Below are 13,115 nucleotides of genomic sequence, written 5' to 3'. Positions count from 1 at the left end.
TTACCTATTTAATCAAGCCACGGTGTTATAAAAATACTGATTTGGGAGCTGCTAATTTAGTTAGCCACAGCATTGGGTTGAGCATTCATCCACTCGATTACCCACTCAGTGATCGCTTCAATATTATTCAGGTCCAGCCGCTTAGCTGTTGGGCGAATTGATGGAGGCAGCGAACCACTTGACGCTACCGCCTGTACCCAGTCACCACTGACAATGGAAACATCGCCAATTCCTGCACGGTACAGGACTAGCTTAGGAATTGGCCACGCCTTAAAGCCTTCGACAATGAGCAAATCTGGCGCCTGGGTAATCATCAGTGACAAGAGGTAGCCAAGGTCCGGTTCTTCTTGGCCAGGTGTCTCTTGCATCATGGCAAAACGCTCTCGGGATGCAATCAACATAGGCGCAGCGCCAGCCTGACGAAGTTTATAGCTATCTTTTCCTGGCTGATCGACATCAAAGCTATGGTGGGCATGCTTTATCACCCCCACCCTGAGCCCCTTTTCGCGCAGGCGAGGCAAAAGCTGCGCTAACAGAGTCGTCTTACCAGTACCACTCCACGCAGCAATGCCGAGTACAGGAAATGGACTATCAATTGCCTCTTCCATTAACAACTCCCAATGACCAACCGGTAGGTATGATTGAGTGGCTATTCGCCCTCTTTCTCAGCAGGTAACAGCCAGTTTAGCGCAATGCCAACTAACGCAGCTAAACTCACGCCCTGGAGGGTGAACTGACCACCTCCAAACTGCATTCCACCTATCCCAAATACTAAAATTAACGAAACCACCACGAGATTACGCGCCGCAGTTAATGACTGGCCTGCACGCACCAGGGTATTCATACCAACCACTGCGATCGAACCAAACAGCAGCGTCATAATACCGCCCATTACAGGGCCTGGAATAGTTTGCAGTAACGCGCCCAGCTTGCCTACAAAGGCCAGTACAATCGCAATCACTGCGGCGATGATCATGTACATGGGGTTGAATGCCTTAGTCAGCGTCACTGCCCCCGTTACTTCTGAATAGGTTGTATTAGGAGGACCACCAAACAGCGCAGCCGCCATTGTCGCCAACCCATCGCCTAACAAGGTGCGATGAAGACCAGGCTTCTCTAAATAGTTTTTGCGTGTCACTGAGCCTATCGCCACCATATCGCCGATATGTTCCACCGCAGGAGCAATCGCGACAGGAATCATGAACAAAATAGCCGCCCAGTGAAAACTCGGCGCAGTAAAGCTGGGCAATGATAGCCAAGCAGCATCACGCACCGCAGTGAAATCGACAACGCCCATAACAAGCGCTAAGCCATACCCTACTGCAATACCACCCATTATCGGCACTAAGCGAAGAATTCCACGCCCGAAGACAGCTAATATCAGCGTTACCAGCAAACTGGCCATGGAAAGAAAGATCGCTTGACCATAGCCAATGTTATCGCTTGTCTCTCCTGTTGCCATACTGACAGCGACTGGCGCCAATGCTAAACCAATCACCATAATGACTGGCCCGACAACAACAGGCGGTAACAGCCTGTGCAGCCAAGCAGTGCCTTTAACACGTACTACTTGAGAAATGGCAACGTACACCACCCCTGCTGCCATTAAGCCACCCAGCGTGGCTGACACGCCAAAGCTTGCTATCGAGCCTTGAATGGGAGCAATGAACGCAAATGATGACGCCAAGAATACCGGCACCGTCTGCTTGGTAATTCCGTGAAACACCAGCGTACCAATACCTGCGGTAAACAGTGCGACACTGGGATCTAGACCAGTCAGCAGTGGAACCAATACCAGTGCACCAAAGGCTACGAATAGCATTTGCGCACCTGTCAGCAGCATTTTGGGCCAAGACTCATGACTTGCTGAATGTCTCATCTAAACGTTTCCAATGTTTTCGTTGTCGGTGGTTAGCCAAAAAAATGCCCCCAACGCGAAGCGTAAGGGGCATTGTTAGTCGGAGTGCTTAGCGCGTTCCGAAGATCTTATCACCTGCATCTCCCAAACCAGGCACGATGTAGCCATGCTCATCTAGCCGGTCATCAACGGATGCGGTGTAAATCTCAACATCTGGGTACGCATCCTGAACACGCTTAATACCCTCAGGGGCAGCTACCAGCACGATGACTTTCATATGCTCACAACCACGCTCACGCAACATATCTAACGTCGCCACCATTGAGCCACCGGTCGCAAGCATCGGGTCGATGACAAGTGCCATGCGCTCTTCAATATCATTGGCGAACTTGGCGAAATAAGGCACTGGCTGAAGAGTCTCTTCATCCCGATAAAGACCCACTACGCTGACGCGTGCGCTAGGAATCAGGTCAGTTACGCCCTCCAGCATACCTAAACCAGCTCGCAGAATTGGCACAACCGTTACTTTTTTTCCCTTCAAGCGACGCGTCGCAATAGGCTCGTTGTTCCAGCCTTGAATCTCATGATCTTCGAGCTCTAGCCCCTTTGTTGCTTCATAGGTCAGCAGCTTAGCCACTTCACCAGCCAGCTCTCGGAAGCTCTTGGTGCTTAAATCAGCTTCGCGCAGCAGTCCCAGCTTATGTTGAACAAGCGGATGATTAATGGCGTAGACACTCATGGGACTTCCTCGCTGCATGGGATTCAGGATGGCGACCTAAGTCGCATCGACAAGCTTACAAAATTGCGCGCCATTCTACCCGCAACTGACCAGTAGGTTAAGGGGTTTCCGGCAATTGCCACTCAATCGGTGAACGCCCATGCTCTGCTAAAAACTGATTGGCACGGGAAAAGTGATGATTGCCAAAAAAGCCTCGATGCGCCGAGAGTGGCGAAGGATGCGGGGATTCCAACACCAAGTGGCGCCACTGATCAATCAGGACTTTCTTCTGGCGCGCATGACTGCCCCACAACAAGAAAACGCACGGTTCAGCATGCCGACTGACGGTTTCAATCGCGCAGTCAGTGAAGTGTTCCCACCCCTTGCCACGATGAGAAGCGGCATTACCCTGCTCAACCGTTAATGCGGTGTTCAGCAGCAGCACACCCTGGGTTGCCCAAGACTCCAAAAAGCCGTGTCGCACGGGTGTAAACCCCACATCAGCAGCTAATTCTTTATAAATATTGACCAAAGAGGGAGGCACTTGGATGCCCGGCTGCACCGAAAAGCACAACCCATGAGCTTGATTTGGGCCGTGATAGGGGTCTTGCCCTAGAATAACGACTTTCACAGAGGCTAAAGGTGTCAACTCAAAAGCGCGAAACCAATGCGATGAGTGCGGGTAGATAACTTTTTTGGCTGATTTTTCTTGGGCCAAAAATGCTTTCAGGGCTGACATATAGTCAGCCTGAAATTCTTGCCCAAGCCATTGATCCCAATCGTCGGGTAGCGGGTTAGCCATATTACTTCTTCAGTTGATCCGCCAGCGGCTCAACATAAGCAATGCCCATATCCCAAGGGAACTGGATCCAACACTGCTGAGCCACTTCGGTAAGGTATTGGTCAACCAGAGGGCGCCCTTCTGGTTTGGCATACATTGTCACGAAATGCGCCTTAGGCAGCATTTCACGAACAGCACGGGCAGTTTTACCGGTGTCTACCAGATCATCAACCAACAGCCAACCATCACCATCATGGTCAACGCCCTTCATAATGTCTAAACCGCCTTGATCCATATGATCATAGCTTTTGATACAAACGGTATCGATCAAGCGAATATTGAGTTCACGGGCGATGAGCGCCGCAGGTATTAATCCACCACGGGTAATCGCGACGATACCTTTGAAATCTCGTTCAATTAACTGATGACAAAGTTGACGCACATCGCGGTGCAGTTGATCCCAGGAAATGGTGAAGTGCTGATGATAGCGTTCGCTGCTCATAAGAGGCGTTACTCGTCTTCGGTGAATGAACATACCGCGAATACGCTATAGCCAGCGTCGCGAATTTTCTGGGAACCGCCCAGCTCAGGCAGCTCAATAATAGTTGCGGTTTCCACCACGTGCCCACCAGAGCGTTGAATTAGATTCGCTGCTGCAAGCATAGTACCGCCAGTGGCAATCAGATCATCCATCAGCAGGATACGATCATTTTTCTGGAAAGCATCGGCATGAAGCTCAACTTCAGAGTGGCCGTACTCAAGCGTGTAAGTCTCACTGATCGTCTTGAAAGGCAGTTTGCCCTTCTTGCGAACGGGCACAAAGCTGCAGCCCAACTCGTAGGCCAAGGGCGCACCAATGATGAAGCCACGGGCATCAATCGCCGCGATGGCATCTAAGTTCATTTCCTGGTAGCGATGCACAAAGCTATCAATCAACTTGCGAAAGGCAGCACTATTTTGCAGTAGCGGTGTGATATCACGAAAATTTACGCCCTGCTCTGGCCAGTCAGGAACCGTGCGAATAACGGACTTAATGTAGTCGCCGTAGATGCTCATCGCGTCTCTCATTGATTAAAGATAAAGCGGGTAATTAACCCAGGAAAAGAAATTTTGCTGCAAACAGAAGCGCCAGCGTTATGACCGCGGGATTCAAATCGCTGAACCGTCCCGAAAGCGCTTTAATAGCCACATAGCTAATAAAACCAAGCGCAATTCCCTCAGCAATTGAGAACGTCAGCGGCATAGCCAGGGCAGCGATCAGTACAGGCGCAGCGTCGGTTGGATCTTCCCAGTTTGCGTGGGCTAAGCTACCCGCCATCAAAACGGCCACGTAAAGCAGTGCCCCTGCTGTCGCATAGGCCGGAATAGAACCTGCTAACGGCGCAAAGAAAAGGCTAATTAAAAACAGCACACCGACCACAACCGCCGTTAACCCCGTACGACCACCGGAAGCGATACCCGCAGTTGATTCAATATAGCTAGTCGTTGTCGAAGTACCCAATGCAGCACCCGCCATAGACGCGGTACTGTCGGCCATCATCGCGCGACCAATGCGCGGCAGCTTGCCATTTTCATCCAGCAGTTTGCCGCGGTGGGCCACCCCTACCAACGTGCCTGACGTATCAAACAAATCCACAAACAAGAAGGCAAAAATGACGCTTAGCATGGCCACATCCAGTGCGCCCATTAGATCCATTGCCATAAAGGTAGGTGCAATCGAAGGCGGCATCGACATAATACCGCCATACTGGTTATGGCCGAACAGCATCGCAAGGATCGTGATACCCAAAATACCGATCATTACCGCACCGGTCACACGCAGATAGGAAAGCGCCGTAATAACGAAAAAGCCCAGTAAGGCGTAAAGTGCGGGTGGCTGGGATAGATCACCCAGCGCCACATAGGTGGCTGGATTAGCGACCACAATACCGGCATTTTTAAGTGCAATCATCGCAAGGAATAAGCCAATACCCGCGGCAATCCCCAAACGCAATGAGAGTGGAATAGAATTAATGATCCACTCGCGGATTTTAAAAATACTTAGCAGGAAGAACGTCAGGCCGGAGAAGAAGACAGCCCCCAATGCCGCCTCCCAGGTATAGCCCATTCCCAGCACCACACCGTAGGTAAAAAAGGCATTCAGCCCCATACCTGGTGCTTGCGCGATCGGATAGTTTGCCCAAAGCCCCATGACAAAACAGCCAATAGCAGCGGCGATACAGGTAGCCACAAACACCGCGCCGTAATCCATCCCCGCTTCCGAGAGAATGCTCGGGTTGACGAAAATGATATAAGCCATCGTAAGAAACGTGGTGAATCCAGCAATCACCTCGGTCTTTACATTGGTCTTCTGCTCGGTGAGCTTGAAGTAGTTGTCCAGAAGTTTCATGTCGTTTTTATCCTTCGCGCTTACGCTGAATGCGTCCCTTGATGCGAGAAAAGCCGCACATACTACCTAAAGGCTCTACGCGTTGCGAGTGCCCCGTGTGCCGCTAGCGTTGGTGGGAAGTCACCCACCTATCTATTATGAATAGCAAACTTCAGGCCATGAGCTAACCGATCGGTCAACGGTAAGACAAAAAACACGACTAAAGACGACTCGCTAACACCCTTTCAACTGTTTCAACAATCACCTGGGTTTGCGGATCAATCTCGATATTGACCCTGTCGCCTAGCAACCGGTCTTTTAAAACTGTACGCGCCAGCGTCTCTGGTATCAGATTGACGCTAAACTCCACCCCCGCACTATCGCTGGCGGGACGTACGTCACCTACCGTCAAGCTGATACCATCAACACCAATGTACCCTTTCTCGAATACAAACTTAGCGACTCTCTCAGGCAGTGAAAACCAAAGCCGACGATTGTTGGGTGCCTCTTCGATTGCCACCACATTGGCCATACAAATAATGTGGCCTGACATGGAGTGCCCACCAATTTCATCACCAAAACGCGCCGCGCGCTCTATGTTGACGCACTGACCTGGTGCAATTGCACCAAGATTTGTCAAACGCAACGTTTCACGCATCAGGTCAAAACTGACATTCCCATCTTCTATCGCGGTTACCGTTAGGCAAACACCATTATGGGCTACCGACGCACCAATAGTGAGCCCTTCACGCAACGCCTCCGGCAATGCGACTACGTGGGTGCGAAACTCTTCCAGCTCTTTAACAGCGACGACCTCAGCCACGCCTTGCACAATGCCAGTAAACATATTGCTACGCCCTCTTTCTCAACGCATTAAAGTCAAAACAGGTCCTAAAATTCTGTGCAAGCTTACTACTAATACCCAACCCGTGTGCAGCCAGAAGCCTTGCTACAAACGTTGAAACGGCTTTTTTTCTGATAACAAGCGCCGCATTAGCACTCATCAGAATCAATCACTAACAAAAATCATTGACTCAGAAAATAAACCTGAATTATCGCATTAAAACATGAAATAGAACGGCGCTAATTGACAAGACACCCACCACTCTTTAGACTTTCGCCGCAAATGTAATGACGCCGATTTGTACCCAGATTGCGGGCGTCCACCAAGCCAATGGCTTGGTGAAGTGCAGCTAAAAGGGTGTGTCCAGCGTTGATGGCCACCCGCAAGGGTGGCCTTTTTTTATTTCCCGCCCTACGCTTGCTCCCTCGCACTCCGTCTTCGGCCTACCGTTAAGGCAGACGCTATGATTGAAATTAGCAACGTTAGTAAAACCTATGGCACTGGCAATAGTGCCGTTCATGCCCTAAAAGATGTCAATTTAACGATTCCCAAAGGCACCATTCACGGCGTTATTGGTCTTTCGGGCGCAGGCAAGTCGACCCTTATTCGCTGTGTCAACCTACTTGAACGCCCAAGCACTGGCAGCGTATCAGTCGATGGCCAGGAAATGACCCGCCTTAGTCGCGGCGAATTAAACCGTGCCCGACACCGCATTGGAATGATTTTCCAGCATTTCAATCTGCTAACAACGCGTACTGTATTTGATAATGTGGCACTTCCCCTTGAGTTAATGGGCGAAAGCCGCAGTGCTATAAAGGATCGCGTATTGCCGCTGCTGGAGCTGGTGGGCTTGTCTGATAAAGCCAAACAATACCCAGCCCAGCTTTCTGGTGGTCAAAAGCAGCGTGTCGCCATCGCCCGCGCCCTGGCCAGCAAACCCAACGTCTTACTGTGCGATGAAGCCACTTCCGCACTAGACCCCCAGACCACCAGTTCGATTCTTGAGCTGTTGAGAGAAATTAATCAGCAGCTCGGCATCACCATTTTGTTGATCACTCACGAAATGGAAGTTGTGAAGTCTATTTGCCATCGAGTAAGCCTCATCTCCGATGGTGAGCTAGTAGAAGACGCCGAGGTCGGTGATTTCTTCACTGCGCCTATCACACAGCTGGGTAGGGAGTTCCTGAACGACTTTTTGCAGCTAAGCCCACCTAAAGAACTGATCGAGCGTTTAAGCGATACACCGAGCGAACATACTCATCCCGTCGTTCGGCTAACGTTTTCCGGTGATGCTGTTTCGACGCCCCTTATTTCACGCTTAGCGCGGGAGTGCAGCGTTGATGTCAGCATCCTCCAGGCAAAGGTCGAGTCCATTCAAGACCGCACCCTAGGGCTGATGATTGCAGAGCTGCTCGGCAGCCCCGCTCAAACTCAGGAAGCAATGGCTTATTTAGAAGCACATCAACTACAGGTAGAGGTACTTGGTCATGTCCAGCGCAATGTTTGATCTTATTTTACAAGCCACGCTGGATACGCTCTACATGGTGGCTATTTCAGGCGTGATCGCCACCCTGCTCGGCCTGCCACTTGGCGTCATGCTCTACGTGACTCGCCCTCGTCAGATATTAGCGATGCCAGCACTCAATCAAGTGCTAGGCATTGTTACCAATATTGGCCGCTCAATTCCGTTCATCATTTTGATGGTGGCGATTATCCCGTTCACCCGCATGCTGGTCGGCACGTCTATTGGTATTAATGCCGCCTCAGTACCGTTAACTATTGCTGCTATTCCATTTGTAGCTCGGCTAATCGAAGGTGCGCTTAACGAGATATCCCCGGGGCTTATTGAATCCGCCCAATCAATGGGAGCAACGCCTTGGCAGATCATTACCAAGGTACTGATCCCTGAGGCAAGGGGCGGTATTATCACGGGACTGACGATTACGTTAGTGACACTGGTCAGTTACTCTGCCATGGCGGGCGCCGTAGGTGGCGGTGGCCTGGGCGATTTAGGCATTCGCTATGGCTATAACCGCTTCAACCCCACCATTATGTTAATTACCGTCGTTATACTGGTGGTGATGGTTCAAGGTTTCCAAAGCCTGGGCGACTATTTAGTGCGTAAAAGTGATCGCAAGTGACGATAGTCTGCACCTTTTATCGGCATAGTCGAATATAACCAAAACGCATTAGAATTTTATTTCTTATTGCCGCATAATCACATCCAACATTTACTGTGCCACAGGAGTGACACCATGCAAAAACTACTTATCGGCAGCCTGACTGCCTTAGCCCTTGCAGTTAACGTTGCCAACGCAGAAACACGCGCCATCAAAATGGGCACTGTGGCAGGTCCGGAAACCGAAGTCATGGAAGTGGCAGCGCGAATTGCCAAAGAAGAGTATGACTTAAACGTCGAGATCATTGAGTTCACCGACTACGTCACGCCGAATGCTGCCCTCGCCGATGGCAGCTTAGACGCGAACGCTTATCAGCACGAACCGTACCTGCAGGCTATGGTCAATGACCGTGGATATGATCTTGCCATTGCGGGCTACACTTTTGTTTACCCGATCGGCGCATACTCTGAGAAATACGACAGCATCGAAGAACTGCCCGATGGCGCTCAAATCGCGCTGCCCAACGACCCATCTAATGAAGGGCGTGCACTCATTCTGATGCACAACCAGGGCCTGATCACACTTAATGATCCGAGCAACCTGGAAGCTACCCCCATCGACATCGCTGAAAATCCACGCAACTTCCGTTTCCGCGAAATTGAAGCTGCACAACTACCCCGTGTACTACCAGACGTCGACATGGCGTTCATTAACAATACGTTCGCCCAACCGGCTGGCTTGAGCCTCAGTGACGCGATAATCAAGGAAGGTCCTGAATCTCCCTACGTCAACTTGATTGCAGTACGGGGCGGAGACGAAGATCGCGAAGAAATCCGTCAACTTGTTGACGCTTATCAGCGCGACGAGGTCATCGAAAAAGCAGAAGAATTGTTTAAGGGCGCAGCTGTACCCGGCTGGATCGAATAAACAGTACGGTTTTCTCTATCGATATAATCAGGCCAGCCTTAGGGCTGGCCTGATGTGTTTAATCCTATAAGGAATTCGTATGCATAGTGTTGATTATGCGTTGCTTAATCGGCAGCTTGAAGCTCTGCTAGACACACGTGATTGGCTAACCAACAGCGCACAAACCTGTGCCTTTATTCAACACGCACTGAGCGACATCAACTGGGTGGGGTTCTATTTGCAGCGCCAGCCCAACCAACTCAGCCTTGGCCCATTTCAGGGCAAACCTGCCTGCCATCCAATCCCCTTCAGCAAAGGCGTTTGCGGGGCTGCTGCCCGCCAACAAGCTACCCAACGGGTTGATGACGTTCACTCTATTGCTGATCACATCGCCTGCGATGCTGACTCTCGCTCAGAGCTCGTTGCTCCCATCGTGATCGACAGCTATCTCTGGGGAGTGCTCGACCTAGACAGCCCCCAGCACGCACGCTTTAGTCAAGAAGATCAGGCGGGTATTGAGGCACTGGTGGCTACGTTTATTCGCCAGACTGACCTCCCTCTCTTTATCGACTAGCTTTATCGGTTGGCCATAAAAAAAGCCCCATGCTAAGAGGCATGGGGCTTTTAAGTATCTGGTAGGACCAGGCGGATTTGAACCGCCGACCTCCACGATGTCAACGTGGCGCTCTAACCAACTGAGCTATGGTCCTGATGTGCAACGGATGCGTATTCTACGGCTTCATAGCTGAATTGCAAGTAGTTTTTAGCATTTTGAAATGACGTAAATGAATTAACTCCCCTCAATTTTAATGTCTTATCGACACTTATCTACGGTTACCGCTAAGCTAAACGTAGATTAACCACTATTCACGGTTAAACCAGGAGGCAAACCTTGCTTGGGCCTTTGCTAGGATGCATCGCCATCTCATTGTTACTCGCCACACTGATTGCCCGCGTGCCTATGCGCTGGTGGTGGGTGCGCAGTTTTGAATTTCCCCGACTGCAAATTGCCGTAATGGCTTTAGCGTGTGGCTTAGCTAGCCTGTGGTTACTAGACCCAGGGCCGTGGCGAGTTACCGCGACACTGGTCTCACTCGCCACGCTAGCGCTTCAACTGCGCTACATTTTGCCATGGACAAAGCTCTGGCCTGTGCAGGTAAAAGCCGCCCATAATGCCCCTAAAGACCAGATGATTACGCTGCTAATCGCCAATGTACTGACACCAAACCGTCAGTCAGAAGAATTACTGGCGATGATAACGCGCCACCAGCCCGACATGATTCTCACGTTAGAATCCGATCAATGGTGGCAAGATCAGCTTGACCCAGCTTTAGACGAACAGTGGCCACATAGCGTTAAGATCCCACTAGATAACCTTTATGGCATGCACCTTTATTCTCGCCTAGCGCTGAAAAACACTGAGGTTAAGTGGCTTATCCAGGACGATATACCTTCGATTCACACCCAGGTAGAACTTAAAAGCGGTCAGCACATTCGCTTATTTGCCGTCCATCCAAGACCGCCTGCACCCAGTGAAAGCGAAAAATCTCTATGGCGTGACGCAGAACTGTTATGGATTGGAAAAGAAATTCACCGAAACCCCAAGGCCACTCTCGTTGCCGGAGATCTGAATGATGTCGCTTGGTCACGCACAACACGACGTTTTTGTCGCATAGGGGGGATGCTCGACCCACGTCGCGGACGCGGCATGTTCAGTACCTTTCACGCTAATTACCCCCTATTGCGCTGGCCTCTCGACCACGCGTTTGTAAGCGAGCATTTCACCCTCGTCAACATGCAGCGACTTGGGGCGTTCGGATCTGACCACTTCCCTATATTAGCCACTTTTTGCTATCGGCCTTCGCGTCAAAATGAACACGAAACGCCCGACGCCAGTGCAGAAGAGCGTCAAGAGGCGAACAAAACCATTCAAAAGGGCAAAACGGAAACGCAAGAAACCTAACCGCCTACCCTCTTAATATCTCAATAGAGGCTACTCAGGTATGCCTCCTTGCGTTAGTACTGCAGGGTCTAGCAAACGTTCGAGCGTTGAGCGATCTAGGTCGGTCTCTTCCTCCGCAACGTCGATGATTGGGCGCCCAGCTTGATAGGCTTTTTTAGCCACCGCGGCGGCGGCGTTATAGCCAATCACGCTATTAAGGGCCGTGACTAAAATAGGATTCCGTGCGAGCGGCCCCTGTAAATTATCGTCACGCACTTTGAATGTGGCGATAGCACGCTCACCCAACAAGGTGGCTGTGTTACTCATCAATCTAATCGATGTGAGAAGATTCGAAGCCACTAGCGGCAGCATCACGTTGAGCTGGAAGTTTCCACTCTGACCCGCCACTGTTACCGCGGCATCCAAACCGATGACTTGCGCTGCCGCTTGGGCGGCCGACTCAGGAATCACTGGATTTACCTTACCCGGCATAATGGAACTACCAGGCTGTAGTGCCTCAAGTTCAATCTCGCCCAGCCCCGCCAACGGCCCCGAATTCATCCAGCGTAAATCGTTAGCGATCTTCATAACCACACAGGCCAACCCTTTCAACTGCCCCGATAACTCTACGGCAGCATCCTGGGATGCCAAACTGGCAAAAAAGCTATCATTAGGCACAAAAGGTAGGCCCGTTTGCTGACTTAAATCGCTAGCCATTAGCTCGGCAAACCCCTCAGGCGCGTTAATACCGGTGCCCACCGCCGTGCCGCCTTGCGCTAATCGACACAGCCTTGTCATGGCGCTATCAAAACGCTCGATGGCCTGCCCCACTTGGCTCGACCACGCTCCTAGTTCTTGATCCATACGCAGCGGCATGGCATCCATCAGATGAGTACGACCTGTTTTAACAACATGGGCCAGCTCACTCGCCCTACGATCAATCGTGGCCTGCAGCGTCACCAATGCGGGACGAAGCGTTTCATTAACGGCTATCGCTGCCGATAGGTGAATGGCCGTTGGGATAACGTCGTTACTCGACTGCCCCATATTAACGTGATCATTTGGCGTTACTTCGACCCCTTCACGACTGGCAAGCGTCGCCAGCACTTCATTGACGTTCATATTGGTCGACGTACCAGAGCCTGTCTGGAAAACATCGATAGGAAAATGCCCATCATGCTGGCCACTAATCACCGCCCGAGCCGCATTCTCAATCGCCTCCGCGCGGGGTTTATCTAACAAACCCAACTGACAGTTACTCCGCGCAGCAGCGAGCTTTATCCGCGCGACAGCGTGAATAAATGCCGTGGGCATGGGGGTATGCGAGACAGGGAAGTTGTTGATAGCCCGTTGGGTTTGAGCGCCATAAAGCGCATTTGCAGGCACATCGAGCTCACCCATGCTATCCCGTTCAATACGTGTGTCCATCCTGGCACTCCTTTTTAAAAACGACTTAGCTAACGCCGCTCACATCACTAGCGTCACGTTTCCCAACGATTATTTTAGTGATAACGGTTATCTATACGCTTAGCCTAGCCCTACCGGCGCGTTAGGTAAATCCGCGCGTATCATCGACTC

The 13,115-nt window shown here is 51.0% G+C and carries 14 protein-coding genes and 1 tRNA gene; 5 read left to right on the top strand and 10 right to left on the bottom strand.

What is annotated here, in order from left to right; all coding sequences use genetic code 11:
• Positions 1-56: 56 nt before the first annotated feature.
• The 8 genes from mobB to JFC11_RS14485 all read right to left on the bottom strand — a co-directional run bounded on the left by mobB (position 57) and on the right by JFC11_RS14485 (position 6,572).
• The gene (gene mobB / locus JFC11_RS14520; RefSeq protein WP_198349832.1) at positions 57-608 is read right to left on the bottom strand and encodes a molybdopterin-guanine dinucleotide biosynthesis protein B; all 552 of its coding nucleotides are present in this window, start codon (positions 606-608) and stop codon (positions 57-59) included.
• 41 nt (positions 609-649) lie between these two features.
• Entirely contained in the window at positions 650-1,879 is a 1,230-nt protein-coding gene (locus JFC11_RS14515) for a uracil-xanthine permease family protein (RefSeq protein WP_038483774.1), read from the bottom strand.
• Between the two features lie 88 nt (positions 1,880-1,967).
• Complete coding sequence (gene upp, locus JFC11_RS14510; RefSeq protein ID WP_038483772.1) at positions 1,968-2,597, bottom strand: uracil phosphoribosyltransferase; 630 nt, start codon at positions 2,595-2,597, stop codon at positions 1,968-1,970.
• Positions 2,598-2,694: 97 nt separating this feature from the next.
• Positions 2,695-3,378 carry a uracil-DNA glycosylase gene (ung, locus tag JFC11_RS14505; RefSeq protein WP_198349831.1) on the bottom strand — a complete coding sequence of 228 codons (684 nt, stop codon included), beginning with the start codon at positions 3,376-3,378 and terminating at the stop codon, positions 2,695-2,697.
• A gap of 1 nt (position 3,379) precedes the next feature.
• Entirely contained in the window at positions 3,380-3,859 is a 480-nt protein-coding gene (gene gpt / locus JFC11_RS14500) for a xanthine phosphoribosyltransferase (RefSeq protein ID WP_009723428.1), read from the bottom strand.
• Between the two features lie 8 nt (positions 3,860-3,867).
• A complete protein-coding gene (locus JFC11_RS14495; protein ID WP_038483768.1) occupies positions 3,868-4,413 on the bottom strand; it encodes an adenine phosphoribosyltransferase in 546 nt (181 codons plus the stop codon).
• Between the two features lie 34 nt (positions 4,414-4,447).
• The gene (locus JFC11_RS14490) at positions 4,448-5,746 is read right to left on the bottom strand and encodes an NCS2 family permease (protein WP_038483766.1); all 1,299 of its coding nucleotides are present in this window, start codon (positions 5,744-5,746) and stop codon (positions 4,448-4,450) included.
• A 199-nt stretch (positions 5,747-5,945) separates the two neighbouring features.
• Positions 5,946-6,572 carry a riboflavin synthase gene (locus JFC11_RS14485; RefSeq protein ID WP_038483764.1) on the bottom strand — a complete coding sequence of 209 codons (627 nt, stop codon included), beginning with the start codon at positions 6,570-6,572 and terminating at the stop codon, positions 5,946-5,948.
• A gap of 460 nt (positions 6,573-7,032) precedes the next feature.
• On the opposite strand from JFC11_RS14485, the gene JFC11_RS14480 reads away from it, so the two are divergent.
• From JFC11_RS14480 to JFC11_RS14465, 4 genes are all read left to right on the top strand, one after another.
• Entirely contained in the window at positions 7,033-8,076 is a 1,044-nt protein-coding gene (locus JFC11_RS14480; RefSeq protein WP_038483762.1) for a methionine ABC transporter ATP-binding protein, read from the top strand.
• Entirely contained in the window at positions 8,057-8,710 is a 654-nt protein-coding gene (locus JFC11_RS14475; protein ID WP_038483760.1) for a methionine ABC transporter permease, read from the top strand. The genes JFC11_RS14480 and JFC11_RS14475 overlap by 20 nt, the downstream gene beginning before the upstream one ends.
• A 114-nt stretch (positions 8,711-8,824) precedes the next feature.
• Positions 8,825-9,616 carry a MetQ/NlpA family ABC transporter substrate-binding protein gene (locus tag JFC11_RS14470; RefSeq protein ID WP_198349830.1) on the top strand — a complete coding sequence of 264 codons (792 nt, stop codon included), beginning with the start codon at positions 8,825-8,827 and terminating at the stop codon, positions 9,614-9,616.
• A gap of 79 nt (positions 9,617-9,695) precedes the next feature.
• Positions 9,696-10,169: a GAF domain-containing protein gene (locus tag JFC11_RS14465; protein WP_095604129.1), complete on the top strand. Its 474-nt coding sequence runs from the start codon at positions 9,696-9,698 to the stop codon at positions 10,167-10,169.
• 59 nt (positions 10,170-10,228) lie between these two features.
• Here the strand turns inward: JFC11_RS14465 and JFC11_RS14460 are convergent.
• A tRNA-Val gene (locus tag JFC11_RS14460) sits at positions 10,229-10,305 on the bottom strand.
• A 182-nt stretch (positions 10,306-10,487) separates the two neighbouring features.
• On the opposite strand from JFC11_RS14460, the gene JFC11_RS14455 reads away from it, so the two are divergent.
• Positions 10,488-11,558 carry an endonuclease/exonuclease/phosphatase family protein gene (locus JFC11_RS14455; protein WP_198349829.1) on the top strand — a complete coding sequence of 357 codons (1,071 nt, stop codon included), beginning with the start codon at positions 10,488-10,490 and terminating at the stop codon, positions 11,556-11,558.
• 30 nt (positions 11,559-11,588) lie between these two features.
• On the opposite strand, the gene JFC11_RS14450 is transcribed toward JFC11_RS14455, so the two are convergent.
• Positions 11,589-12,965 (bottom strand): class II fumarate hydratase, encoded by a 1,377-nt coding sequence (locus JFC11_RS14450; RefSeq protein WP_198349828.1) that lies wholly within the window; start codon positions 12,963-12,965, stop codon positions 11,589-11,591.
• Positions 12,966-13,115: the final 150 nt, after the last annotated feature.

It is taken from the genome of Vreelandella alkaliphila (genome assembly GCF_016107625.1).
GTDB lineage: Bacteria > Pseudomonadota > Gammaproteobacteria > Pseudomonadales > Halomonadaceae > Vreelandella > Vreelandella alkaliphila.
The sequence above is the reverse complement of the archived record's forward strand: the minus strand, read 5'-3'. Positions and strand labels throughout refer to the sequence as shown.

What these genes read in the sequence shown, in the direction of transcription:
- mobB (WP_198349832.1), bottom strand. Translation starts at nt 608, where the DNA reads ATGGAAGAGGCAATTGATAGTCCATTTCCTGTACTCGGCATTGCTGCG.
- JFC11_RS14515 (WP_038483774.1), bottom strand. Translation starts at nt 1,879, where the DNA reads ATGAGACATTCAGCAAGTCATGAGTCTTGGCCCAAAATGCTGCTGACA.
- upp (WP_038483772.1), bottom strand. Translation starts at nt 2,597, where the DNA reads ATGAGTGTCTACGCCATTAATCATCCGCTTGTTCAACATAAGCTGGGA.
- ung (WP_198349831.1), bottom strand. Translation starts at nt 3,378, where the DNA reads ATGGCTAACCCGCTACCCGACGATTGGGATCAATGGCTTGGGCAAGAA.
- gpt (WP_009723428.1), bottom strand. Translation starts at nt 3,859, where the DNA reads ATGAGCAGCGAACGCTATCATCAGCACTTCACCATTTCCTGGGATCAA.
- JFC11_RS14495 (WP_038483768.1), bottom strand. Translation starts at nt 4,413, where the DNA reads ATGAGCATCTACGGCGACTACATTAAGTCCGTTATTCGCACGGTTCCT.
- JFC11_RS14490 (WP_038483766.1), bottom strand. Translation starts at nt 5,746, where the DNA reads ATGAAACTTCTGGACAACTACTTCAAGCTCACCGAGCAGAAGACCAAT.
- JFC11_RS14485 (WP_038483764.1), bottom strand. Translation starts at nt 6,572, where the DNA reads ATGTTTACTGGCATTGTGCAAGGCGTGGCTGAGGTCGTCGCTGTTAAA.
- JFC11_RS14480 (WP_038483762.1), top strand. Translation starts at nt 7,033, where the DNA reads ATGATTGAAATTAGCAACGTTAGTAAAACCTATGGCACTGGCAATAGT.
- JFC11_RS14475 (WP_038483760.1), top strand. Translation starts at nt 8,057, where the DNA reads ATGTCCAGCGCAATGTTTGATCTTATTTTACAAGCCACGCTGGATACG.
- JFC11_RS14470 (WP_198349830.1), top strand. Translation starts at nt 8,825, where the DNA reads ATGCAAAAACTACTTATCGGCAGCCTGACTGCCTTAGCCCTTGCAGTT.
- JFC11_RS14465 (WP_095604129.1), top strand. Translation starts at nt 9,696, where the DNA reads ATGCATAGTGTTGATTATGCGTTGCTTAATCGGCAGCTTGAAGCTCTG.
- JFC11_RS14450 (WP_198349828.1), bottom strand. Translation starts at nt 12,965, where the DNA reads ATGGACACACGTATTGAACGGGATAGCATGGGTGAGCTCGATGTGCCT.